26 protein-coding genes and 1 other RNA gene are annotated in these 22,950 nt (G+C 42.8%); 13 read left to right on the forward strand and 14 right to left on the reverse strand.

Annotated elements, in window-relative coordinates; all coding sequences use genetic code 11:
- Positions 1-265 precede the first annotated feature (265 nt).
- The 10 genes from FG24_RS11010 to smpB all read right to left on the reverse strand — a co-directional run bounded on the left by FG24_RS11010 (position 266) and on the right by smpB (position 7,220).
- Positions 266-1,957, reverse strand: coding sequence for a hypothetical protein (locus tag FG24_RS11010; RefSeq protein ID WP_051901528.1), 1,692 nt, complete (start codon positions 1,955-1,957; stop codon positions 266-268).
- Entirely contained in the window at positions 1,954-2,370 is a 417-nt protein-coding gene (locus FG24_RS11015) for a hypothetical protein (RefSeq protein ID WP_036303420.1), read from the reverse strand. Before FG24_RS11015 ends, FG24_RS11010 begins: the two co-directional genes overlap by 4 nt.
- Positions 2,370-2,615, reverse strand: a complete 246-nt coding sequence (locus tag FG24_RS11020; protein ID WP_036303421.1) for a helix-turn-helix transcriptional regulator — start codon at positions 2,613-2,615, stop codon at positions 2,370-2,372. The genes FG24_RS11015 and FG24_RS11020 overlap by 1 nt, the downstream gene beginning before the upstream one ends.
- Before the next feature lie 95 nt (positions 2,616-2,710).
- A complete protein-coding gene (locus FG24_RS11025; RefSeq protein ID WP_036303423.1) occupies positions 2,711-3,157 on the reverse strand; it encodes a hypothetical protein in 447 nt (148 codons plus the stop codon).
- A 97-nt stretch (positions 3,158-3,254) separates the two neighbouring features.
- Positions 3,255-4,094, reverse strand: coding sequence for a RadC family protein (gene radC, locus FG24_RS12980; RefSeq protein ID WP_051901529.1), 840 nt, complete (start codon positions 4,092-4,094; stop codon positions 3,255-3,257).
- Between the two features lie 108 nt (positions 4,095-4,202).
- The gene (locus tag FG24_RS11035; RefSeq protein WP_036303425.1) at positions 4,203-4,496 is read right to left on the reverse strand and encodes a HigA family addiction module antitoxin; all 294 of its coding nucleotides are present in this window, start codon (positions 4,494-4,496) and stop codon (positions 4,203-4,205) included.
- 11 nt (positions 4,497-4,507) lie between these two features.
- Positions 4,508-4,777: a type II toxin-antitoxin system RelE/ParE family toxin gene (locus tag FG24_RS11040; RefSeq protein WP_036303427.1), complete on the reverse strand. Its 270-nt coding sequence runs from the start codon at positions 4,775-4,777 to the stop codon at positions 4,508-4,510.
- Positions 4,778-4,914: 137 nt separating this feature from the next.
- The gene (locus FG24_RS11045; RefSeq protein WP_036303429.1) at positions 4,915-6,129 is read right to left on the reverse strand and encodes a tyrosine-type recombinase/integrase; all 1,215 of its coding nucleotides are present in this window, start codon (positions 6,127-6,129) and stop codon (positions 4,915-4,917) included.
- A gap of 164 nt (positions 6,130-6,293) precedes the next feature.
- Positions 6,294-6,658, reverse strand: a transfer-messenger RNA (tmRNA) gene (gene ssrA, locus FG24_RS12575).
- Between the two features lie 112 nt (positions 6,659-6,770).
- Positions 6,771-7,220 carry an SsrA-binding protein SmpB gene (gene smpB / locus FG24_RS11050; RefSeq protein WP_036303431.1) on the reverse strand — a complete coding sequence of 150 codons (450 nt, stop codon included), beginning with the start codon at positions 7,218-7,220 and terminating at the stop codon, positions 6,771-6,773.
- A gap of 155 nt (positions 7,221-7,375) precedes the next feature.
- Here smpB and FG24_RS11055 point away from each other — a divergent pair, with 155 nt between their 5' ends.
- Both FG24_RS11055 and FG24_RS11060 read left to right on the forward strand, forming a co-directional pair.
- Positions 7,376-7,810 (forward strand): type II toxin-antitoxin system RatA family toxin, encoded by a 435-nt coding sequence (locus FG24_RS11055; RefSeq protein WP_036303434.1) that lies wholly within the window; start codon positions 7,376-7,378, stop codon positions 7,808-7,810.
- 12 nt (positions 7,811-7,822) lie between these two features.
- Entirely contained in the window at positions 7,823-8,146 is a 324-nt protein-coding gene (locus FG24_RS11060; RefSeq protein WP_036303436.1) for an RnfH family protein, read from the forward strand.
- A gap of 108 nt (positions 8,147-8,254) precedes the next feature.
- Here FG24_RS11060 and FG24_RS11065 read toward each other — a convergent pair whose 3' ends face one another.
- Positions 8,255-8,764 (reverse strand): DUF4124 domain-containing protein, encoded by a 510-nt coding sequence (locus FG24_RS11065; RefSeq protein WP_036304289.1) that lies wholly within the window; start codon positions 8,762-8,764, stop codon positions 8,255-8,257.
- Positions 8,765-8,936: 172 nt separating this feature from the next.
- Here FG24_RS11065 and guaB point away from each other — a divergent pair, with 172 nt between their 5' ends.
- The 6 genes from guaB to recQ all read left to right on the forward strand — a co-directional run bounded on the left by guaB (position 8,937) and on the right by recQ (position 16,833).
- Positions 8,937-10,397 carry an IMP dehydrogenase gene (gene guaB, locus FG24_RS11070; protein ID WP_036303437.1) on the forward strand — a complete coding sequence of 487 codons (1,461 nt, stop codon included), beginning with the start codon at positions 8,937-8,939 and terminating at the stop codon, positions 10,395-10,397.
- Positions 10,398-10,488: 91 nt separating this feature from the next.
- On the forward strand, positions 10,489-12,096 hold the full coding sequence (gene guaA, locus FG24_RS11075) for a glutamine-hydrolyzing GMP synthase (protein WP_036303439.1): 1,608 nt from the start codon (positions 10,489-10,491) through the stop codon (positions 12,094-12,096).
- Between the two features lie 15 nt (positions 12,097-12,111).
- On the forward strand, positions 12,112-12,618 hold the full coding sequence (locus tag FG24_RS11080; RefSeq protein WP_036303441.1) for a GreA/GreB family elongation factor: 507 nt from the start codon (positions 12,112-12,114) through the stop codon (positions 12,616-12,618).
- The gene (locus FG24_RS11085) at positions 12,615-13,217 is read left to right on the forward strand and encodes a nitroreductase family protein (RefSeq protein WP_036303443.1); all 603 of its coding nucleotides are present in this window, start codon (positions 12,615-12,617) and stop codon (positions 13,215-13,217) included. Before FG24_RS11080 ends, FG24_RS11085 begins: the two co-directional genes overlap by 4 nt.
- A gap of 106 nt (positions 13,218-13,323) precedes the next feature.
- Complete coding sequence (locus FG24_RS11090; RefSeq protein ID WP_036303445.1) at positions 13,324-14,919, forward strand: ABC-F family ATPase; 1,596 nt, start codon at positions 13,324-13,326, stop codon at positions 14,917-14,919.
- Between the two features lie 45 nt (positions 14,920-14,964).
- Positions 14,965-16,833, forward strand: a complete 1,869-nt coding sequence (gene recQ / locus FG24_RS11095; protein ID WP_200876892.1) for a DNA helicase RecQ — start codon at positions 14,965-14,967, stop codon at positions 16,831-16,833.
- 292 nt (positions 16,834-17,125) lie between these two features.
- Here recQ and FG24_RS11100 read toward each other — a convergent pair whose 3' ends face one another.
- The 3 genes from FG24_RS11100 to flgA form a co-directional block, all read right to left on the reverse strand.
- Positions 17,126-17,599, reverse strand: coding sequence for a flagella synthesis protein FlgN (locus FG24_RS11100; RefSeq protein ID WP_036303447.1), 474 nt, complete (start codon positions 17,597-17,599; stop codon positions 17,126-17,128).
- A gap of 8 nt (positions 17,600-17,607) precedes the next feature.
- A complete protein-coding gene (gene flgM / locus FG24_RS11105; protein WP_036303449.1) occupies positions 17,608-17,946 on the reverse strand; it encodes a flagellar biosynthesis anti-sigma factor FlgM in 339 nt (112 codons plus the stop codon).
- Positions 17,947-18,104: 158 nt separating this feature from the next.
- On the reverse strand, positions 18,105-18,839 hold the full coding sequence (gene flgA, locus FG24_RS11110; RefSeq protein ID WP_036303451.1) for a flagellar basal body P-ring formation chaperone FlgA: 735 nt from the start codon (positions 18,837-18,839) through the stop codon (positions 18,105-18,107).
- Positions 18,840-19,150: 311 nt separating this feature from the next.
- Here flgA and flgB point away from each other — a divergent pair, with 311 nt between their 5' ends.
- From flgB to flgF, 5 genes are all read left to right on the forward strand, one after another.
- Positions 19,151-19,558: a flagellar basal body rod protein FlgB gene (gene flgB / locus FG24_RS11115; RefSeq protein WP_036303452.1), complete on the forward strand. Its 408-nt coding sequence runs from the start codon at positions 19,151-19,153 to the stop codon at positions 19,556-19,558.
- An 80-nt stretch (positions 19,559-19,638) separates the two neighbouring features.
- Entirely contained in the window at positions 19,639-20,046 is a 408-nt protein-coding gene (gene flgC, locus FG24_RS11120) for a flagellar basal body rod protein FlgC (RefSeq protein ID WP_036303453.1), read from the forward strand.
- A 62-nt stretch (positions 20,047-20,108) separates the two neighbouring features.
- On the forward strand, positions 20,109-20,783 hold the full coding sequence (locus FG24_RS11125) for a flagellar hook assembly protein FlgD (RefSeq protein WP_036303454.1): 675 nt from the start codon (positions 20,109-20,111) through the stop codon (positions 20,781-20,783).
- A 59-nt stretch (positions 20,784-20,842) separates the two neighbouring features.
- Complete coding sequence (flgE, locus tag FG24_RS11130) at positions 20,843-22,093, forward strand: flagellar hook protein FlgE (RefSeq protein ID WP_036303455.1); 1,251 nt, start codon at positions 20,843-20,845, stop codon at positions 22,091-22,093.
- 27 nt (positions 22,094-22,120) lie between these two features.
- Positions 22,121-22,861 (forward strand): flagellar basal-body rod protein FlgF, encoded by a 741-nt coding sequence (flgF, locus tag FG24_RS11135; protein WP_036303456.1) that lies wholly within the window; start codon positions 22,121-22,123, stop codon positions 22,859-22,861.
- Positions 22,862-22,950 lie beyond the last annotated feature (89 nt).

Raw genomic sequence — 22,950 nt, forward strand, 5'->3', positions numbered from 1 at the left:
CGGGGTATGCGGGGTCGTGCGGGGTATTTTTTATTCCTATTACTATTTACATCTTTTGTATTTTTCGTACGTAGTAAGAAACATTACCCGCTATTACCCGCATACCCCGCAAAAAAATCTAACCAAAATCAGAATAATCAAGGTGGTAAAATCATTTAACCTATTGATTAGTAATAAATAACCCCCTATACGATATTTTAAAACTAGAGAAAACATGAGGTTCAAATTACCCTTACATCCAAAGCTGAGGAGTACCTTTCAAACGTTATCCACATTTAACTATCCTCCACATAGCTACCTTTGCATGCCCATCATCACCAGCCCGAATAAGTTGCATTCCATCAACAATTCGATCCCTATGGTTTCTTAGCCAAATACCAAGCCTTCGGCTATTAACTTTCTCAGAGCAAACCAATTGCAATGCATCTCGTAATTCAGGACACGCTGAATCTCCACCTCCGAGCATATACTCCATGCCTACCTTAATAACCTCAGCCACAGTGCAGGGTTTATTTAGGCTAGGTATTTCTATCCATGCACTAAAGAGTGCTCGCATTGCCTCAAGATCAGGGTCACTCTCTCTTAGCGCTTCGGCACCGCCGAGTGGGTCGGGGTATCCAAGCCACAACAATGGGCGACGAACCATCTGATCCCACAACTCAAAGCTACCAAATGGTCTATGCCCATGAATAGCAGGTGCGCCTGCTGCCATATATGCCATTGGGATAGTGAGTGCTGCACTGATTAAAGCGCCTCGCCTTGATATAACTTCATCTATATGGCTTCTATCAAAGGCACGTTGCTCAGGTCTCTCTGTCTTAGCATCCATACGTATAAGTACAACTCTACGTTTAAGATCACCAACAATTGCTAAGTTGTTACCAGTAGCTAACATTAGTGCATGTGTGGGAACTGAAATAACGCTTGATACACCAAGTGGCCTTAACCTTACACTTGGCTGTGTAGTAACTTGACACAAGAGATCACCACCAAGCGGACGCTCAATATTATCTAAAAGAATAGCTGCATCACCAGCTAAGAGAACACCACCAAGCCGCTTCTCAGCCTCTGCGTCATCGTGGCCTAGAGATAACACTGATGACCTCCTACCAGTAGCTATGATGGCAGCGGTCTCAGCTAGGAGTGTTTTACCTGTTCCTGGCATTGGCGCAGTAACCGCAAACATAGGAGCTGAAGGTAATACACGCCTTACCATCGCAGTAATAATGGCTGCAATAATGGCTGATTTATCTTCATCGTTAACAAAAGGAAAACTTTCAACTAGCTCTGATAAATTTTTTAGTGCTTTTTCAGCCTCGCTCTTGCTTGGTTTATTTGTTGGGGACTGGTAACTATCAGTAACTGCATCTGATATAGCTAGGTATAAACCGCTTTCAGAATCATGACCTCGCTTATCTATCAAACGCCCAGTGTGATCTATCGTTGGCGCTTCAACAAAGCCAGATAAAACAGGTATCTCAGGCCAATAGCCACGAGCAATATACGACTCAGATACACGACGTGGACAATCGCAATTAACCCAAGCTCCTTTTTTTCCAGATGCATCATCTGTCGATCTAAGGTCATACTTAACATGCATTGCAGCACGACCTATTAACTCAGTTAAGTGCGACGCTTCTAAAGGGTGAATCACTAATGCACCATCTGGACGATGAATACCAACGGATTTATTTTTAACTTCATGAACACGCACTAACCTACCAGCGTGCACAAATACATTCATATTAGGAGAAGCAGATAAAGCCAAACCAACCGCATCTAATATTTCTGGTAACCGTCCATTTGTATGTCTTATTCCCATTCGACCATCAGTTGAATAGAAGACTACAGGTTCGGTTTTTTCACTAACCTCAGGCACGGGTAGTGCAATAACATTTTTACCTTTTAAGAATGCATCAACTTTAGCTGTCGCTGATTCAACATCAGTGTAGCTCATAGCCCTGCCCCCTGAAGCGCACCACGTATTCTGGAACTAGCTAATAACAGTCTTTCCTTATCCGTAACACCCAACTTCTGCCCGCCTGCCATTTTGTTAGCATACGTTGCTACAAGCATTACTTCGAACGAGACACATCTAAGAGCATCGGCTGCTGAAAATGGCCTTGATTCTTTTCTCTTACACTCACTAACTACCTCTGGCATAAGATCAGAGAATGTGAGTCCTACAGCCCCAAGAACATTCTCAGTAGAACACCCAGCAAAGTCATGAATCAGCACTCGGCCATCATCCAACTCTCTAATTGATAAAGATGCTCTACTATCATCATGTGCAGGACACTTAGCTATCCATCGCCCATGATTCGTACGCCTTACATGATCTAGTTTTGATAGCAGATTATCAATTGCCATTACTGCGCTCCAGATGAGCGGATTTTAATAATCTGAGAGGTGATCCAGGCATTAACTTCAGACTCAACGAATCCAATTGGCGGATTTTTACCACTGCCTAGCTTAATGGGTTTAGGAAAAGTTGAATCGTATCGAGGACTATCTGGATCGATTCTGTCATAGATGGTTGATCTGCTTAGACCGATTTTTGTCTCAAGCTGCTTGCGTCTGAGAATTGAAGGTGTGGATTGTTCTGAATCTGCCATGTTAGCTCCTAAAGGATTAATCCGTATTGCTACGGAACATGGCATTTATGCTAAATATATATAAGTCTAATTTCTTCTAAAAAAGGAGAATTATTTTATGTATTTCTTTTTAATGCTGCTGACCTAAGTTTATAAGCATAACCCCGGCTAATACCGAATTTATTCATCAACTCATTAGGTGTCATACTTTTGGCTGCTTGCTTACGCTCAGCTGCAGGATCACTATTTATATAAAATTTTTCACCTCCATATTTTTTTGAAAGTATTCGCGTAAAAAGATATTTCCACTCATCTCTTTCAAGGTTTGGGTGAGCTTCAAAGGCGTAGTCGCTAATATAATCAATAAAAGACGTACTACCACTATCTGGAAATTCTGGAAGGACTATTTCATAATGCGCTTTTTTCTTAGCTTCAAGAAAAAGACCTATTATTTGACATACCTCCTTAATGGGATCATCAAAATGATATTTTTGAATATACCAGTCAATCAATTTATCTAGTAACTTCAAGTTACTTTGAGGTGTTTTTTTATTTTCTCTCATCAACACCCCTTCAAGGCGCTGTCTTCAATATGGAAACTATCCCAGGCGGTGAAGGAATCCGCTTTTCGCATGGCCGTGCTAGGGATAGCTAAACCGCTTAACTTTGATGCAGCTCTTTAATCTTACTTTGTATAAATGTAGCTTCAGTTGAATGACAGTGAGCATTTGAGCCTAGTTCAGCTAAAGTTGTAACTAACCATCCTATGTTACCGGTCTCTCCTTGTAACTCTTTCATATCAGCATAAACAATTAACTTACCTAGTGTGGCCAAAAGCGAAAATGCGGTTTCCGCAACATTTTCCCCGCGAGATGAAATCATATCTTTATCATTTTTAGATATGGCTTTTATATAATTACCAATTCCAGTTCCAAAATCATTAAAACCCGATATCTCGCTGAATGGTTTTGCATAGTGTCTTTTTTCATAATCTTTATTATCATCCTTAACTGATGCATGACTACTATCAAGCACGCCATGCTCAGCAAATGAATATATTTCATTGCCAGCAACAATAAAGTGATCTAAAACCCTAACATCCAACAATCCTAGGGCATTTTGCAGCTGCTCTGTTAAAGCTTTATCTGCATTGCTAGGTAAAGCATCACCACTTGGGTGGTTATGAGCAAATATCACAGACGCTGCATTGTGTACCAATGCCTGCTTCACAACTTCTCTCGGGTAAACCGCTGTTTGTGTAAGAGTGCCATTAAACATAATATCTGATTCAATCAGCCTATTTCTTGCATCAAGGAATAGCACCATAAACACTTCACGCTCTTCTTTTGAGAGTGCAAGAGTCAGGTATTGTTTTACTTTAGAAGGATTATTCAAACTCTCAGTTTTTGGTTGCTTAAGTTGTGCATATAGCAAACTTATTGCCTCAGTTATTGTTTTATCCTGTTTTGATTCCGTAGTAGTAGAATGTTGCTTAGCCATGATGTGATACTCCAATTTAGTATTGCATTGTGGTTAGGTAGCGCTGGTGTCCGTCGAAAAGTTACCAGCGTTGCCGCTTTTACCTGAAGCCGTCAGGTGACGGTAAAACTACGCTGCTAACTGCTGAGCAGGTTTAACTTTAATGTTGCTATTTTTCTCTGCATGCCATAAATCATATTGAAGCTGTAAACGAAGCCATACCTCAGCACTACCTCCAAGCCATTGCCCCAAACGAATAGCCATATCAGCACTGATAGCAGCATGACCGTTAATCATACGTGACAAGGTTACGCGAGCAACACCCAACTGTTCCGCTGCTTCCGTAACAGTTAGTCCCAAGGCTGGCAATACATCTTCTTTGAGAGTCTCACCTGGATGAGGCGGGTTAAACATTTTGTTCATACTTTTATCTCCTAGTGATAGTCCTGATAATCAACAATCTCTGCATCTTCACCTTCAAAGCTAAACGTGAGGCGCCAGTTACCATTTACCCATATAGACCAATGTCCTGTAGTTAGTCGGTGTAACTTCCAGCCTGGTATATCCATGTCTTTCGGATCGGTTGCCATGTTAAGCATTGCCAGTTGGCGTGCTAACTTACTTGCATGGTCTGTTCTTATGCCAGCTTTACTACCAGTTAAGAAAAACTTTTCAAGCCCTTTATGAGCAAAACTTTTTATCATTTAATTTGTATCGTATAACGCATCAAGATACAATGCAAGTGTTTATTTAATAATTACCAAAAGTAATTTCTATTTGATTAAAAAACAAGAAACCATACCTCACTAATGCTGCTAAATTAAGCAGACCACAAAGCGAATCACATAGCACTGTTAATTTGAATAACTTTCGCCCCTGCCTTTAACTCATCTAAATAATCTGCCCATTGCTGCATCATCAAAGTACGTTGATCAATAAACTTAGTACGGTTATAAGCTGCACCTAGAGCATCTGGTACTTTGTGGGCCAATTGATGTTCAATTACATGAGGATCTACCCCAAGGCGCTCATGTAAAATAGTGCGTGCCATGGCTCTAAAACCGTGCCCCGTAATCTCTGTTTTTGTGTCATACCCCATACGCTTAAGGGATGCATTGATAGCAGCCTCGCTCATAGGCTTCTTAGGGTCATGCCCCCCTATAAATACAAACTCACCACGTCCAGATAATGGATGAATGGTTTTAAGAATCTCAATTGCTTGCTTGGACAATGGCACAAGATGATCCGTATTTGTTTTGCTAACCCGATAACTCCACTCACCACGCTCTAAATCAATGTCTGCCCATTTAGCCCTGCGGAGTTCACTAGGCCTTACAAAAACAAGCGGAGCAAGCCTCAACGCACACTCGACTGTGAGTGTTCCCTGGAATCCATCTATAGCTCTGAGAAGCTCTGCCACCTGCTTAGGTTCGGTGAAAGATGCCATATGTTTTACATTTGGGCTTGGTAGCGCACCTTTTAAGTCAGCTGTTACATCTCTAAAAGCTCGACCTGTTTGCACTGCATAACGAAACACCTGGCCAGATGCCTGCAAGACTCTGTGAGCTGTCTCTAATTTATTTTGATTTTGAGGTCGTTTAACACATTGAAGTATATCGGGAGCAGTTAAGTCAGATATGGGTCTGTTACCAACCCAAGGGAATAGATAAGTTTCAAAGCGTCTAAGCGTTCTTTCTCTATGAGACTCGGACTTATTCGCCATATGGGAAATAACCCACTCCCGAGAAACAACCTCAAAGCTATTGGCTGCTGCTTCGCTTTTAGAGCGTTTTACTTGCTGCTTTACTAGACTTGGATCTACTCCATTAGCAATCATCTTTCGGGCATCATCTCTAAGCTGCCTAGCAGTTGCAAGCGTTACTTCAGGATATACCCCCAAAGCAAGTAGCTTTTCCTTACCCACAATACGGTATTTCATCCGCCAGTATTTAGAGCCGTTTGGGTGAATTAGCAGAAACAACCCCTTTTCGTCCGCTAGTTTTCTAGGTTTGTCTTCATGCTTAGCATTACGCACAGCAATATCTGAAAGCGCCATTGGGGGTATGTCCGTTTATATTTATCAATGTACCCCATATTTATACCCCCTTTTAGCATTGGATGCAATAAAATAAATTAGGCATAAATAGGAACAATAGATAAAGAAAAACCCGCACTTCGGCGGGTTTTCGGTACAACTTAGGATAATCTACTACATTAAAATGGTGGAGCAGGCGGGAATCGAACCCGCGTCCGCAAGCCCTCCACAGACAGTTCTACATACTTAGCCTTGTTGTTTAATTTAACGTGCAACACACCAACAGACAAGCAGTTTGCACGCGAGCTACCTTAAGGTTAATGAAGTGCTAAGTAACCCAACACAACACGTATCCCGTGTATATGACACTACGTATGGGTTACCCCAATCCACCCCACGGGAGAGATGGTGCAGCGTCCAGCAGAACTAAGCTGCTAGAGAGTAAGTTTCGTCGTTTGCGACTATACTTTTTCTAGTTTATTTACGAGGTGACTAGTCCTCGGTATGCCCTGCACTGCTTTGCAACCCACGTCGAAACCTGGTCAGCCCCATAAGTCTGTGACTAGAAACAGTCACAATCTGACAGATGAAATCCACAATAATTTAATTACCGTGCTTCCATAAGCAAATTCGATTATACGCTTTTAAAGCGGACTACTGAACTATTTATTATGCGCCCGCATAATTCTGCCTTTTTCACGCTCCCAATCACGGGCTTTTTCTGTGTCACGTTTATCGTGCTGCTTCTTACCTTTGGCAAGACCAATCTGAACCTTAACACGCCCTTTAGAAAAATGCATATCTAACGGCACCAGCGTATAGCCTGCACGCTCTACCTTACCGATTAATTTAGATATTTCCTCATTATGCAACAGTAACTTACGTGTTCTAATAGCATCAGGCCGTATGTGCGTAGAGGCTGCGCCCAATGGCGTCACATGGCAACCAATCAAATAGATCTCGCCACGCTGAATAATGACATACGCTTCTTTAATATTGACGCGATTATCTCGTATGGCTTTGACTTCCCACCCCTCGAGAACAATACCAGCCTCATATTTGTCTTCAATGAAGTAATCAAAAAAAGCTTTTTTATTTTGTGCAATGCTCATAAAACTAAAAATTTCTTGGCGAATAGCTTAAAATCATCATTTTACTCTACTTCTCTTATTTGTTTGGCTGAACGTATTGAGTAATAAAAAGTAATTCATTAAAACCCGCTCTTGATTTGAGCCAATTTGTTTTATGACAGTGTTTAAAGGTAAGCATGGCTCATGTAAAAAAAACCGTTCTAGTCCACCACTCGGCTAGCTGTATGTTTCTTTTAGTAGATGACGTTGAACAATACCCTAAGTTTTTACCGTGGTGTGGTGGCGTTGATTTAATTCAACAGGATAATGTGACGACTATCGCAACATTGCATATCGACTACCACGGCTTGCGTCAGAACTTTACAACAGAAAATCAGAAGTCTTTCCCTGCATCGATGGAAATACAATTAAAAAATGGGCCGTTTAAGCATCTAAATGGCTCTTGGCATTTCGTGGCATTATCTGATGAGGCCTGTAAAATCGAGTTTTCACTTAACTATGAATTTGAAAATCACTTTTTAGAGAAAATTATTGCGCCTGTGTTTAACCATATTGCAAATACCTTTGTAGATGGATTTGTTAAACGTGCAGATACCATCTACGCAAAATAATGAAAGACTACAATGAGCCTACCTAATGAAATGATTGTAGAAGTAGCCTACGCATTACCAGATGAGCAATTAATCATTCCCATCAAAGTGCAAGACGGCATCACTGCAGAAGAAGCAATCATCGCATCAGGCATTATGGCTAAATTTCCTGATATTGACTTAAGTATTAATAAAGTAGGTGTTTTTGGAAAGCTAACCAAACTAGACACTAAGCTACGCCATCTAGATCGCGTAGAAATCTATCGTGCACTGATAGCAGACCCCAAAGAAGTGAGAAAGCAAAGGGCCGCTGATGGAAGGGTAATGAAAAAAGGCGGTGGTGACTTAGCGGTCTAAATGATGGAAAAACACATCAACACCTAAAATGATTGCATAAAAAAATTAGGCGCTCTATGCAATCGTGTGCACTATGCGCCCTGCAAGCCATCAATCTAAATTAGCCTATTAGTCACAATAGGCATCGACATCCTTTTGTGAGTCAGCTTTACCTTGCGACAAGTCGTCATCACCAAGATACTCGCGCTCACCCTGCTCGTTGATTCTTGAAATTCTGCCACCCGTTGTATAGGTAACAAGATTTTTTCTAGCCGCGGCACAATTTTCTTGCTTAACTTTCAACTCGGCCTGTTTCTGCTGATCTGTTGCTTTTTGCGCCTCGGCATCCTGAGCGCGTTTTTTTGCAGCATCCTCTTGGCTAGCGCTACTCTCTTTGGCTTTTTCTGGCGCTTTGTTTCTATTGAGAGATGTTGCTATATCGCCCTCGACAGGTGCCAAGGGTGCTTGGCCTGTTGGTTTTGTCACCTTTTTACCGCGAATAGACTCTTGTTTGATGTTAGACGGTGGCGGAATATCACTATAACGAGTAACGCCATCTTTATCTTTCCATTTGTAAATTTCAGCGTTTGCCATCAAAGGCACTATCGCCAAACACAGCACCAACAAGCGAATTAACATAAAACATCCTTTGATTAATAGGTTTTTGGTCATATTATTGCTAATCTAACTTACTAGCAAGTATCGCACTTAAACGTTTGTTAACATTTTAAGTTTACAAATAAATGATTGACACTCTCGCTAAGTCGATTATAAGTCTGTATAATTTCGTTTTGGGTACAAGGATTTACGCATGCGTTTATTGCAACAAGCTCTCACTTTTGATGATGTTTTACTAGTGCCGGCCTACTCTAATGTGCTGCCACGCGAAGTTTCACTCACCACACAATTATCTCGAAACATTCGACTAAACATCCCTCTTCTTTCTGCTGCGATGGATACTGTCACTGAAGCGCCGCTTGCGATTGCATTGGCGCAAGAAGGTGGCTTAGGCTTCATTCACAAGAATATGACTGCCATGAAACAGGCAGCGCACGTAGCACGTGTTAAACGTTTTGAATCCGGTGTTGTGAACGACCCGATTACCATTCAAAGCCACATGACTGTTCGTGACGTATTAGAACTTACCCACACCCACAAGATATCAGGCATCCCTGTCGTTGATAATGGCAAGATCGTTGGGATTGTGACTAATCGCGACCTTCGCTTTGAAACCAACTTAGATCAGCCAATTAAAAACATCATGACCCCTAGAGATAGATTGGTCACGGTTAAAGAAGGCGCGACTAAAGAGGATGTGATCCGCTTATTGCATCAATACCGCCTAGAGCGCGTGTTGGTAGTAGATGATTCAGATACATTAAAAGGCCTCATCACTGTTAAAGATATACAAAAATCGACAGACCATCCATTAGCTTGCAAAGACGCGCACGGTAGATTGCGTGTTGGTGCAGCTGTTGGTGTTGGTGATGGCACTGAAGAACGTGTAGCGGCACTTGCTGAGGCTGGTGTTGATGTGATCGTTGTTGATACAGCACATGGTCATTCACAAGGCGTGTTAGATCGCGTTAAATGGGTTAAAAAACACTTCCCACAAATCGACGTGATTGGTGGCAATATTGCAACTGCCAGCGCTGCACTCGCTTTAGTTGATGCAGGTGCGGACGGCGTTAAAGTAGGTATTGGCCCAGGCTCAATTTGTACTACACGTATTGTTGCTGGTGTGGGTGTTCCACAAATCAGTGCAATTGCTAACGTTGAAGAAGCCTTACGCGGCACTGGTGTACCATTCATCGCTGATGGTGGTATCAGATATTCTGGCGACATCTCAAAAGCGATTGCTGCTGGCGCTTACAGCGTAATGCTTGGCGGTATGTTTGCTGGTACTGAAGAAGCACCTGGCGACATCGAGCTATTCCAAGGCCGTTCATACAAGTCTTACCGTGGCATGGGTTCTATCGGCGCGATGCAAAAAGGCTCTAGCGATCGTTACTTCCAAGATAACAATGGCAACGCGGACAAATTAGTACCAGAAGGTATTGAGGGTCGTGTGCCATATAAAGGCAGTGTGCTCGCTGTGATTCATCAACTCATGGGTGGCTTACGTGCTTCAATGGGTTACGCTGGTTGCGCAACAATCGAAGAAATGCGTTCACGTGCTGAATTTGTACAAATTACCAGTGCGGGCATGCGTGAATCGCACGTGCATGATGTACAAATTACAAAAGAAGCGCCTAACTACCGCGTTGACTAATTCAATTTAATATTAACTCTAACAACAGAGAACACAATGTCAGAGAAGTTTATTCTGACATTGTGTTCTCTGTGCATTTTGTGACTAAACAATGACTCATTCCAAAATTTTAATCCTAGACTTCGGCTCTCAAGTTACTCAACTGATTGCTCGCCGCGTACGTGAAGCACATGTGTATTGTGAAATTCACCCATGCGATGTCTCAGATGACTTTGTACGTAATTTTGACGCCGATGGCATTATCCTTTCTGGCAGCCATGCAAGTGTATACGAAGAAGAAACAGATAAAGCGCCACAAGCCGTATTTGAACTTGGTGTGCCTGTGTTAGGCATTTGCTATGGCATGCAAACCATGGCGCAACAACTTGGCGGAAAAGTTGAAGCTGGTCATAAACGTGAGTTCGGTTATGCTCAAGTGCGTGCACGCGGTCACTCTGCGCTATTCCGCGACATTCAGGACAGCACGAATGCTGAAGGGCACGGTCTGATTGACGTATGGATGAGTCATGGTGATAAAGTAACTGAGTTGCCATCTGGCTTTAAAGTAATTGCAAGCAACGACACTACGCCTATCGCGGCGATGGCCGATGAAGCCCGCAAATTTTACGCGGTGCAATTTCACCCAGAAGTGACGCACACTAAACAAGGCCAAGCCATGCTCAATCGCTTCGTGCTTGATATATGTGGTGCAAAACCTGACTGGATTATGGGCGACTACATTGCAGAAGCAGTTGCTAAAATCAAAGCTCAAGTGGGCGATGAGGAAGTCATTTTAGGTTTATCAGGTGGCGTAGACTCTAGCGTTGCCGCGGCACTGATTCACCGCGCAATCGGTGACCAACTCACTTGCGTATTCGTTGACCACGGCTTACTTCGATTAAACGAAGGCGACCTAGTCATGGATATGTTTGCAGGTCGCTTACATGTCAATGTGATACGCGTAGATGCTACGAATCAATTCATGGGACATTTGGCTGGCGTCAGCGACCCAGAAGCTAAACGCAAGATTATTGGCCGTGAGTTTGTAGAGGTATTTAAAGCCGAGGCCGCCAAATTAAAAGCCGGCACAGGCGGCCACAAAGGTGCAACTTTCTTAGCACAAGGTACGATTTACCCTGATGTGATTGAATCAGGCGGTGCTAAATCTAAAAAAGCCGTCACTATTAAAAGTCATCACAATGTAGGCGGATTGCCTGAGCAATTGGGTCTAAAACTACTAGAGCCGTTACGTGATTTATTTAAAGATGAAGTACGTGAGCTTGGCGTAGCGCTTGGCTTGCCAGCCGATATGGTTTATCGCCACCCTTTCCCGGGCCCGGGCTTAGGTGTGCGTATTCTAGGTGAGATCAAAAAAGATTTTGCTGATCTATTACGCCGTGCTGATGCCATTTTTATTGAAGAGCTACGTAATACCAAAGATGAAGCAACTGGTAAAACTTGGTATGAGTTAACAAGTCAGGCATTTACTGTGTTTTTACCTGTCAAATCAGTAGGTGTGATGGGTGATGGCCGCACATATGATTACGTTGTTGCTTTACGTGCAGTAGTGACTAGCGACTTTATGACAGCACACTGGGCAGAGCTACCATATGCATTATTAGGCCGTGTTTCTAACCGTATTATCAATGAGGTTCGTGGTATTAACCGTGTTGTATATGATGTTTCTGGTAAACCACCAGCAACCATCGAGTGGGAATAACAGGAGGCAGTCATTATGAGCCGCGCATTCGTCAATGAAGAAAGGTTTGAACAAGCCAATGGAAAAGAGCTTGTTGAGCGCCCAATTAGCGAACATCCTAATTATGTGACGCCTACTGGCGCGCTTGGGCTGCAAACCATGGAAGAATCGTTAATCGCGGAACTTAATCACTTAAAACTAACAGCTGAAGACACTTTTGCAAAAGATAAACTAGCCGAAATTGAACGTGACTTACGTTATGTACGCGCACGTTTAGACTCTGCAATATTGGTAGACCCTAGCAAACAAAACCATGAAACAGTGTTGTTTGGCGCAACTATTGAAGTGCAAGATGACACTGGCGCTCAACATACATTTCATATTGTAGGTGAAGATGAAGCTGATGCTAGTATCAACAAAGTGAGCTGGGTTTCACCATTAGCAAAATCATTAATTGGCCAAAAGGTTGGAGATACAGTCATTTGGCAACGCCCTGTAGGCAATATCAATTTAGAAATTCTGGACATTCACTACCCATCATGAAAGTAAGCCAAGCCATTATCGAACGACGCTCTATTAAAGCGTACGACCCACAACACAAAATGAGCGAAGAAGAGATATCTCAACTCATGTCTTTAGCAATGCTGTCGCCTACCGCATTTAATATCCAAAACTGGCGATTTGTGCTTGTCACAGACCCTAATTTACGTCACCAAATCCGTAGCGTTAGCTGGAACCAAGCACAGGTTGAAGAAGCATCACTACTTGTCGTGCTGACAGCTGATTTAAAAGCATGGGAAAAACAGCCTGAGCGTTATTGGGTAAATGCCGCCAAACCTGTGCAGGACATCTTAGTGCCAGCGATTGGCCAATATTACGATGGCAATGCACAAATACAGCGTGATGAAGCTATGCGCTCTTGTGGGATGGCAGCTACTACTATTATGCTAGCTGCTAAAGAAATGGGCTACGATACCTGCCCGATGGATGGATTTGACTTTGATGCAGTAGCACAATTGTTAAAACTGCCTGAGGATCACATACCTGCGATGTTTGTCGTCGTTGGTAAAGCGTTAAAAGAAGCGATGCCTAGAGGCGGACAACTGCCAATGGATGAAGTCGTTATTTACAATCAATTCTAAGCATTGATTTAAACACATATAGCCATCTGTAATAATGTCGGCTAACGTCACAATTCATATTACACAACACTTTTTGTAATTAATTTATTTTTTAAGGTCTTACATTTTGTTAATTTCTAACAATATCACGATGCAATTTGGCGCAAAGCCACTATTTGAAAACATCTCCGTTAAATTTGGCGATGGTAACCGCTATGGTTTAATTGGCGCCAATGGTTGCGGCAAATCAACCTACATGAAAATTCTGGCAAAGGTTTTAGAACCTTCGTCTGGAAATATTTCACTTGATAACAACGAACGCATGGCGTTCTTGCGTCAAGATCAGTTCGCTTACGAGGACCAACGCGTACTCGACGTGGTCATGATGGGTCATGACCAAATGTGGAAGGCAAACGTAGAAAAAAATGCAATCTACGCCAACTTAGAAGCGACTGAAGATGACTACATGCGCGCAGCTGAATTAGAAGCTGTATTTGCTGAGTTCGATGGCTACACTGCTGAAGCACGTGCTGGCGAACTGTTACTGGGCGTTGGTATCCCTATTGAGCAGCACAACGGCCCAATGAGTGCAGTAGCGCCAGGTTGGAAACTACGCGTATTGTTAGTACAAGCATTGTTTGCTAACCCAGATATCCTACTGCTCGATGAGCCAACCAACAACTTGGATATTAATACCATCCGTTGGTTAGAAGATGTGCTTAATAACCGTAGCTGTACCATGATTATTATTTCGCATGATCGCCACTTCTTAAACCAAGTGTGTACACATACTTGCGACATGGACTACGGAAAAATTGCTGTGTATCCAGGTAACTATGACGACTACATGGAAGCCAGCACTGCGGCACGCGCACAACAAGCCAAAGATAACGCAAAAGCTAAACAGCAAATTGCCGATTTACAAGATTTCGTTCGCCGCTTTTCTGCAAATGCCTCTAAAGCTAAGCAAGCAACCAGCCGTGCCAAACAGATTGATAAAATCAAGATTGAAGAATTTAAACCATCTTCGCGCCAATATCCATTTATCCGCTTTGAATATGATGAGCGTGAAAAGCTACATCGCAATGCCGTTGAGTTGAAGAAACTGAGCCACGGCTTTGACCGTCAGTTATTCAATGATGTAGACATGATGTTTGAAGCAGGCGAAAAAGTGGCCATTATTGGTGAAAACGGTATTGGTAAAACCACATTTTTACGTTGTCTAGCTGGTGATTTAGAACCCAAACATGGCGAAGTAAAATGGGCCGAGAAAGCAAAAATCGGCTATTTTGCACAAGACCATGAATACGAGTTTGAAGATGGTGATGAACTGTTTGAATGGATGAGCAAGTTTACCCAGCAAGGCGATGATGACCAAACCGTGCGCAGTATGCTCGGCCGCCTACTGTTCTCTGGCGACGACATAAAGAAATCAGTCAAAGTACTTTCTGGTGGTGAAAAAGGCCGTATGTTGTATGGCAAACTCATGCTTGCAAAAACAAATGTATTGCTCATGGATGAACCGACCAACCATATGGACATGGAATCTATCGAGGCGCTAAATACCGCGCTTGATAAATACAAAGGCACCCTATTCTTTGTAAGCCATGACCGTGAATTTGTAAGTTCGATTGCCACGCGCATCATCGAAATTAAAGCAAATGGCATTGTAGACTTTACTGGCAACTATGAAGACTACTTATTAAGCCAAGGTGTTGAATAAGCACTTAGCTCAAGCAAGCATCGCACAATGGCCGGCTCAGTTTAATTGTTAAACTCATCTGTTCGTCATATAACTGCGCACGCCTGCTTACAGGATGTGTTTGGTTACACAACCTTTCGTGGTGAGCAACAAGAAATTGTTGAACACATGGTCGAGGGTGGCGATGCGCTTGTTCTGATGTCGACAGGTGGTGGCAAATCATTGTGCTATCAACTGCCGGCATTATTACGCAAAGGCGTGGGGGTTGTAGTATCACCACTCATTGCCCTGATGCAAGACCAAGTCGATGCACTTCAGCAACTTGGTGTAAAAGCTGCATTTTTAAACTCTAGTCTCAATGCAGAGCAATTTAGTGTCATCACTGCAGCGCTACTACGTGGTGAACTGCAAGTGTTGTACGTTGCGCCTGAACGTTTACTCATGCCAAACTTCCTTACGCTACTAGAGCAAATTGAGGACAGTATCGGCATTGCGCTATTTGCCATTGATGAAGCACATTGCGTTTCTCAATGGGGTCATGATTTTAGGCCAGAATATCGCAAACTTACGGTGCTGCATGAGCGCTTCCCGCGCGTACCTAGAATCGCACTCACGGCGACTGCTGATGCCCCCACCAGAGCAGAAATCATAGAACGACTGACACTGGAAAAAGCGCGTCAGTTTATCTCCAGTTTCGATCGCCCTAATATTAAATATCGGGTGCTACCTAAAGCAAATGCACGCCAGCAACTAGAGGCATTTATTGAATCTGAACACCCTAATGATGCTGGCATTATTTACTGCTTATCACGCCGCAAAGTAGAAGATACAGCCGAGTGGCTAAAGTCAAAAGGATGGGATGCTTTACCCTACCATGCAGGGCTTGATGCAACAATACGTAACACCCACCAAAGACGATTTTTACGCGAAGAAGGTGTAATTATGGTCGCCACGGTTGCATTTGGCATGGGCATTGATAAGCCTAACGTACGCTTCGTTGCACATCTGGATTTACCAAAAAGCATGGAAGGCTACTACCAAGAAACTGGTCGTGCAGGCCGAGATGGCTTACCAGCCAACGCTTGGATGACCTATGGTCTGGGTGACGTAGTCAACATGAAACAAATGCTGGAAAACAGCGATGCCTCTCCTGAACGTCAACATGTAGAACGCCAGAAATTGGATGCACTACTCGGTTTCTGCGAATCAACTGCATGCAGACACCAAACCATATTGCACTATTTTGGAGAACAACACCCAGGCGACTGTGGGCAATGTGATAATTGCCTGACACCTACAGACAATTGGGATGGAACCCAAGCGTCACAAATGGCACTGTCATGTGTATATCGTACAGGTCAAAGATTCGGCGTAGTACATCTGATTGACGTACTACTTGGGAAACTAACACCTAAAGTTGAACAATTTAACCATCAAGAACTAAGTACGTTTGGTATTGGAAAGACTTTATCACAAGCACAATGGAGTAGCGTCTTTAGGCAACTAGTTGCAAATGGATACTTAGAGACTGACATGGATGCGTTTGGTGGACTACGTCTCAGTGAAACCGCTCGCCCTATTTTACGTGGTGAAGTAAGCGTATGGCTACGCCAAGACCATGAAGTTACCAAACGTGTGAGCAAGGTTGAGCGTGGTGCACAGGTTAAAGAAGCCTATGCTGGTGTTGCAGATGATCCATTGTGGCAAGCACTAAAGGCTAAACGCACTGAACTTGCAAAAGAACAAGGTGTACCACCCTACCTGATTTTCCATGACAGCACACTGCTTGAAATTCTTAACCATCACCCAAGCAGCCTCACTGAAATGGGTAAGATTAGCGGCGTAGGCCAAGCAAAACTGACACGATACGGCGACGCATTTTTGCAAGTGTTAGAAGAGCAAGCAAGCGGCGTTGATTACTCATCGTACCAATAAACCTAGCACCTACCAGAACCAGTTGATGCTTGGCAAGCCTAACAACACCTCTCATCGACCATCACACTAGCACCGAAAAACAGCTGCAGTCACGCACTAGATACTTCGATTATCAACATGCATAGGCGCACAGGCACGACTACTCAAAAAAAACCATTTCAGACCAAGCCTGTAAATAGCTAAATACTAGCCAACTATGAACTATTTAAGGGAAAGGCCGCGAGGCTAGAAAATGCCTGATGTTAGAGAGTGTAAGCAGCAAGACTGCCTAATTTGAAGCGATATGAAACTGCTAAACAATCAAACCAGAACGGGAAGGTCCTTTTGACTTAGCTTGGCCATCTGGGCCATACACTGAGTTTGCATCATTATTACCCTGCAAGTGATTCAGTAGCTCTTGGTTACGATTAAAATGCTTACTAATTAAAGTGCCATTTAATCGATTAAGCTCTTTTGCTTGTGCAAGAGATTTTTGGAAATTAACCCAAGCGGTCGTGATATCTTTTTTTGCCTGCTTTTCAACCCAATCACTCATGCCAGACTCATTGGATGTAAAACCGTGCGCTTGTAATAACTGATAGCGTGCTTTCGCTGCGAGATTCAAGCGCTGCAGCAACAATGACTTTTCTTCCAGAATTGCTTCTATTGCATCAACATCCGCTTTTACCAAATGCGCTTGTTCACGCTCGAGCAACGCAATCAACTCTGCTACTAATAAAGCATCTTGTGCAAAAGTGACAGGTTGATTGGAAGATGTGTTAGCCATGATGATAATTAAGCAAAACGACTTGTTAGTAAATCTTTCACGGTTTCAATTAAACCATCAGCAACTTTTTCTGAGCTGACAGAAAACTGACCACCAGCGATAGCTGATTTAATGGCTTCAACCTTCTCAGCATCATAAACATTACTTGCTTTTACTTTGGTTTCTAAAGTTTGTAACTTAGCTGATAGTGGTGACAAAGTCACATTACCAGAAGATTTCTCACCTGATTGAGATTTCCCTGCTTTTTGCTTAACCTCAGCCTCAATCTTAGCCGCATTCGCTTTTTCGACACTTGCTTTATCAAGACCCAAGCCAGCGGTGTTTTTAATTGTCTCATTGATTTTCATGGCATTTCATCCTTTTTGCTTAACCTGCTTATACGTATACACGCATCCTTAATGCAGATATCGGCATAGTTTAAGCGAACTTTAGCTTTTTTTCTAAAAATAAACAATGTTTATCAATAATTTAAACTAACTATGTCGCTATCACTAAACATTAGCAGCTAAAAAACAACTTCCACTTGACCACCTTGGCGCGCAATGCCGCTCACCACCTGGCCATTAGCCACTTTAACTTGCACAACTTGCCCTTCATTCGCCTTGGTCATGGCTTTACCTTCAGCAGAGACACGGAAGCCTTTACCAGCTGAAGTAATCATCACAGTCTGCCCTTGTTGCACAACAGGTGAAACCTTTAACATTTCTTGCCTAAGCACAGTACCGGCATTCATCGAAATATTCACAATGCGTCCAAGTGCTTGTGCCATATCAGTGAAAATTCCAGCTGGCAACTGCGTCAAATCACCGGTTTGAAACAACAAGTCCTCATGCGTCACAACCCTACCCTGCGCTAATGGTGCAGCAGCAACCAAATACTGCGCAACCACGCTAACAGTGGCTTGCACATAAATTGTCCAGGCACTAGGTGTGTTACAGCGTACACCAACACTAGTTTTACCCCATGCACGGCTGCCTGAAGGTAAAAACACCTGCAAATCTTGGCACTGCACCAACTTTAAATTCGGATCAATAGCCCCTGCCTGCACAGCTACCTTACCAGGATAGCCTACTGTTTGCGTTTGCAGAAACTCCGCTACTTTCACTTTAACTAATGACAAATCTTGTTTAGGATATTGCTTATTTAAGCTAGCTTGATTGGTTGCAGCATTTGAAGCATAGCTACTGCCAAGCATTAAAGTAGCCATTAACACCATAAAGCTCAGCCGACCACTCTCCATACATGATTTCAATCTTATATTTACAAGCAATTTCAATGGTAAATGATACATAAAACAGGACATGTCGAATTCCAATGCAGTCTACAAAGATTCAACGTGCATTCTACGGACACAGTTGTCTAGCAAAACTAAGAAAAGGGCAATAAATACCCCTCTTCTTATTCAATCAAAGATTGCGCCAAGCATTAGAATTACTTACAAGTGTGATATCGGCAATAAAAAGTTTTACTTAATGGTTTAAGTTTAAATTACTTAGTGTGATTTTTTAAGAAAACCCTGAAAACTTAAGCAGTTAGCAAAAGGAAATAAACATGATTAATAAATTAGATGCAGCGTTAAGTTTTCACCAAAACGCACTAAGAGTACGTGGTCAACGTCAAGAACTTATTGCCGCAAACATTGCCAATGCAGATACACCTCACTATAAAGCGCGTGATTTAGATTTCAATGCTGCGATGAAGAGTGCAATGGCAGGTGCATCTAATAAAGAAGCTTTTAATACCAGCAAAACTTCAGCCAAGCACCTAGATGGTAAACCTTCTAGCATTGGTGGCGACGCACTTTTTAGACCTGTCATTCAAGGCAGTGTAGATGGTAACACCGTGGATATGGATGTAGAGCGCAATCAATTTGCAGACAACGCAATCCGCTACGAGGCTAGCATCATCATGATTAACGGACAGCTCAAAAAAATGCTGTCAGCAATTCAGGGGCAGTAAATTAGCGCCAGTGTTTATAGTGTAAGTGTTTAGCAGTGCTGTAGTTGTGTAATTAGCAGGGAAATTTCAAGGAGAAGTCGATGTCATTATTTAACGTGTTTAATATTTCTGGTTCAGCAATGAGCGCACAAGCTCAACGTTTAAACACCGTCGCCAGCAATCTTGCAAACGCAGATAGTGCAACTAGCGCTAACGGCACTCCTTACAAATCAAAACAAGTAGTTTTTAGTGCAACGCCTTCCAAATCCGCTGATGCAAGCGGTGTAAAGGTGACTAAGGTAGTTGAAGACAACTCACCACCAAGAATGCTGTACGACCCAAAACACCCACTAGCCAACGACAAAGGTTATGTCAGCATGCCAAACGTGAACGTGACAGAGGAAATGGTGAACATGATTTCTGCTTCTCGTGCTTACCAAAACAATGTGGAAACCATGAATGCAGCAAAAACAATGTTGATGAAAACACTGTCTATAGGTCAGTCTTAGTTGTTTAAGCACCTACCAAAACTGATACCCACTTAAGCGTACAAAATACAAGGAGCCTCTAAATGACTACTGTCAATACAGCCAATACACCTTCACAAGCGCTATTAGACGCTGTGAACAACAGACAAAGCAGCACTGCAACGTCAGTTGACGATGCTCAAAATAGATTCATGACACTGCTCGTGACGCAAATGAGAAATCAAGATCCGCTTAACCCTATGGATAACGCGCAAGTAACGAGCCAGATGGCACAACTTTCAACGGTGACTGGTATCGATAAGTTAAACAGTACATTAGAAACGTTAATTAACAATGTACAAATGGGACAGTCTTATCAAGCATCAAACCTGATAGGTCGTAGCGTCCTCACCCCTGGCGACACCATTCAAACTGCTGGTGAAGGTGGTTATTTTGGCATTGAATTACCAATTGGCGCAGATAAAGTGACGGTAAATATCAAAGATGGTTCTGGTGTCACCATTAGAACCATCGAGCTTGGCAAACAAGATGCTGGTACTACCCCACTCACTTGGGATGGCTTTAAAGATGATGGCGTTGCCGCTGCTGCTGGTAATTATAAATTTGAGGTAAATGCAACGATAGGCGGCAACGTAGCCGAGTCTACCAACCTCAGCTTTGCAAAAGTATTGAGCATTTCCAACTACCCAACAGGCGTTAAACTGAACTTGAGTAATTTAATGACCGTTGATACGACCGCAGTAAAAGAAATATTTTAACAACGCATCGCAAATTTAGACGTTAGCAAATTAATTAATATAGCTCCAAGGAGAATGGCATGAGTTTTCAACAAGGTTTAAGCGGTCTTAACGCAGCGTCTAAACAATTAGACGTTATTGGCAACAACGTATCAAACTCTAATACCGTAGGCTTTAAACAGGCACGCGCGCAGTTTGCAGATGTTTTTGCAAACTCAATTACTGGTGGTGGCGCTCCCCAAATCGGCATTGGTACAAACTTAAGCACAGTCGCCCAGCAATTTACTCAAGGCAATATTACCGCCACTAACAACTCCTTGGATATTGCGATTAATGGTAACGGATTTTTCCGCATGTCATCAAATGGCGCCATTACTTACTCACGTAATGGTCAGTTTCAATTAGATAGAGATGGTTTTATCGTAGATTCTGCAAACAAACGTTTAACAGGCTACGCTGCAGATAGCAGCGGCAATATATTAAGTGGTGCATCAGTTGACTTACAAATCGCCACCGCAGACATTCAGCCAATTGCCACCACCGAGATTGAAGGTACGATTAATCTTGATTCTCGAAATGATCCAATGCCTGCTGTACCTGCATTTGACCCTGCTAACCCCACTACTTACAACAACTCAACTGCGGTAACAGTTTACGATAGCTTAGGCAACTCGCATACATTGCAAAACTTTTTCCGCAAGACCGCTGCAAATACTTGGAACGTTTACACGACGGTGGATGGCGTATCAACACCAGCATTACCAGCAACTACTGCGGTGATGACCTTCACAGGCACAGGTGTTTCACCTACTATCGTACCAGCATTACCTTCAGTCACTTTTACACCGCTGAACACTGCAACCCCCGCAGTTGCTAACGGCGCAGCTAACGTTACAACAACAATCGACTACTCTACAAGCACACAATTTGGCTCTAATTTCAGTATCAATAGCCTATCGCAAGATGGTTTTACATCAGGTCGCCTATCAGGCTTTAACACATCATCTAACGGCACCCTTGTAGGTCGTTATAGCAATGGGCAATCTAGAAATTTAGGTCAAGTCGTGCTATCAAGCTTTACCAACCCGAATGGTTTGCAATCATTAGGAGGAAATGCATGGTCGGATAGTGCAAGTTCTGGCCCTGCATTAACAGGTGCGCCTGGTAGTGGTTTATTAGGCGTACTTCAATCATCTGCAGTAGAAGACTCCAACGTAGACTTAACTGCTGAACTAGTCAATATGATTACAGCACAACGTGCTTACCAAGCAAATGCACAAACAATTAAAACGCAAGACCAAGTCTTGCAAACACTTGTTAACCTTCGTTAATAGTTTGTAGCTAAAGGGAGAGCCACGATGGATCGCATGATATATACCGCAATGACAGGTGCGAAACACATCCTTGAGAAGCAAGCAACGACCAGCCACAATTTGGCCAATGCGACTTCTACTGGTTTTAAATCACAGATAGATGCTTTTAGAGCGGTGCCTGTGATTGGTGAAGGCTTGCCAACGCGCGCGTTTGTCGTAGACTCTACTAGTGGGAGTGACTTTAATTCAGGTGCTATTCAAGCGACTAATCGAGATTTAGATGTTGCAGTAAAAGGTGATGGCTGGATCGCGATACAGCGTGCTGATGGCTCAGAAGCTTATACTAGAAATGGCTCACTAAAAACAAGTCCAAACGGTTTGCTACAAACCGCCAATGGGCTCACTATCATGGGAGATGGCGGCCCTATTACGATTCCACCTGATGTGGCTGTCAGTATTGGTAAGGACGGCACGATTTCAACTGTGAACAACTTAACGTTACCTGGCCCTTCAAACATCATTGGTCGCATTAAGCTAGTTAACCCGCCTCAATCAAATTTAGTGCGTGCAGATGACGGTTTATTTACAACCAAAGATGGTAATCCTGCCACAGCCGACGCAAGCGTTAGCTTAGTTCAAGGTGCTCTTGAGAGTAGCAATGTGAATGTCGTTGATGCAATGGTCACCATGATTAGCCTAGCCCGTCAGTTTGAAACGCAAATGAAATTAATTCAAACCGCTGAGAATAACGCCAATAAAGCCAGTCAACTCCTGCAATTGACTTAATGACAAATCAGTTATTATGAAATCATTGTAATAAATTATTCAGCAATTTAAGCCTAAAGCAATTAAATGCACGCTGTGATTGAAGGGAA

This window comes from Methylotenera sp. L2L1 (assembly GCF_000744605.1).
GTDB lineage: Bacteria > Pseudomonadota > Gammaproteobacteria > Burkholderiales > Methylophilaceae > Methylotenera.

Bases quoted from the DNA above. Each gene is read 5' to 3' on its own strand.
- FG24_RS11010 (WP_051901528.1), bottom strand. From the start codon at position 1,957: ATGAGCTACACTGATGTTGAATCAGCGACAGCTAAAGTTGATGCATTC.
- FG24_RS11015 (WP_036303420.1), bottom strand. From the start codon at position 2,370: ATGGCAATTGATAATCTGCTATCAAAACTAGATCATGTAAGGCGTACG.
- FG24_RS11020 (WP_036303421.1), bottom strand. From the start codon at position 2,615: ATGGCAGATTCAGAACAATCCACACCTTCAATTCTCAGACGCAAGCAG.
- FG24_RS11025 (WP_036303423.1), bottom strand. From the start codon at position 3,157: ATGAGAGAAAATAAAAAAACACCTCAAAGTAACTTGAAGTTACTAGAT.
- radC (WP_051901529.1), bottom strand. From the start codon at position 4,094: ATGGCTAAGCAACATTCTACTACTACGGAATCAAAACAGGATAAAACA.
- FG24_RS11035 (WP_036303425.1), bottom strand. From the start codon at position 4,496: ATGAACAAAATGTTTAACCCGCCTCATCCAGGTGAGACTCTCAAAGAA.
- FG24_RS11040 (WP_036303427.1), bottom strand. From the start codon at position 4,777: ATGATAAAAAGTTTTGCTCATAAAGGGCTTGAAAAGTTTTTCTTAACT.
- FG24_RS11045 (WP_036303429.1), bottom strand. From the start codon at position 6,129: ATGGCGCTTTCAGATATTGCTGTGCGTAATGCTAAGCATGAAGACAAA.
- smpB (WP_036303431.1), bottom strand. From the start codon at position 7,220: ATGAGCATTGCACAAAATAAAAAAGCTTTTTTTGATTACTTCATTGAA.
- FG24_RS11055 (WP_036303434.1), top strand. From the start codon at position 7,376: ATGGCTCATGTAAAAAAAACCGTTCTAGTCCACCACTCGGCTAGCTGT.
- FG24_RS11060 (WP_036303436.1), top strand. From the start codon at position 7,823: ATGAGCCTACCTAATGAAATGATTGTAGAAGTAGCCTACGCATTACCA.
- FG24_RS11065 (WP_036304289.1), bottom strand. From the start codon at position 8,764: ATGTTAATTCGCTTGTTGGTGCTGTGTTTGGCGATAGTGCCTTTGATG.
- guaB (WP_036303437.1), top strand. From the start codon at position 8,937: ATGCGTTTATTGCAACAAGCTCTCACTTTTGATGATGTTTTACTAGTG.
- guaA (WP_036303439.1), top strand. From the start codon at position 10,489: ATGACTCATTCCAAAATTTTAATCCTAGACTTCGGCTCTCAAGTTACT.
- FG24_RS11080 (WP_036303441.1), top strand. From the start codon at position 12,112: ATGAGCCGCGCATTCGTCAATGAAGAAAGGTTTGAACAAGCCAATGGA.
- FG24_RS11085 (WP_036303443.1), top strand. From the start codon at position 12,615: ATGAAAGTAAGCCAAGCCATTATCGAACGACGCTCTATTAAAGCGTAC.
- FG24_RS11100 (WP_036303447.1), bottom strand. From the start codon at position 17,599: ATGGCTAACACATCTTCCAATCAACCTGTCACTTTTGCACAAGATGCT.
- flgM (WP_036303449.1), bottom strand. From the start codon at position 17,946: ATGAAAATCAATGAGACAATTAAAAACACCGCTGGCTTGGGTCTTGAT.
- flgA (WP_036303451.1), bottom strand. From the start codon at position 18,839: ATGGAGAGTGGTCGGCTGAGCTTTATGGTGTTAATGGCTACTTTAATG.
- flgB (WP_036303452.1), top strand. From the start codon at position 19,151: ATGATTAATAAATTAGATGCAGCGTTAAGTTTTCACCAAAACGCACTA.
- flgC (WP_036303453.1), top strand. From the start codon at position 19,639: ATGTCATTATTTAACGTGTTTAATATTTCTGGTTCAGCAATGAGCGCA.
- FG24_RS11125 (WP_036303454.1), top strand. From the start codon at position 20,109: ATGACTACTGTCAATACAGCCAATACACCTTCACAAGCGCTATTAGAC.
- flgE (WP_036303455.1), top strand. From the start codon at position 20,843: ATGAGTTTTCAACAAGGTTTAAGCGGTCTTAACGCAGCGTCTAAACAA.
- flgF (WP_036303456.1), top strand. From the start codon at position 22,121: ATGGATCGCATGATATATACCGCAATGACAGGTGCGAAACACATCCTT.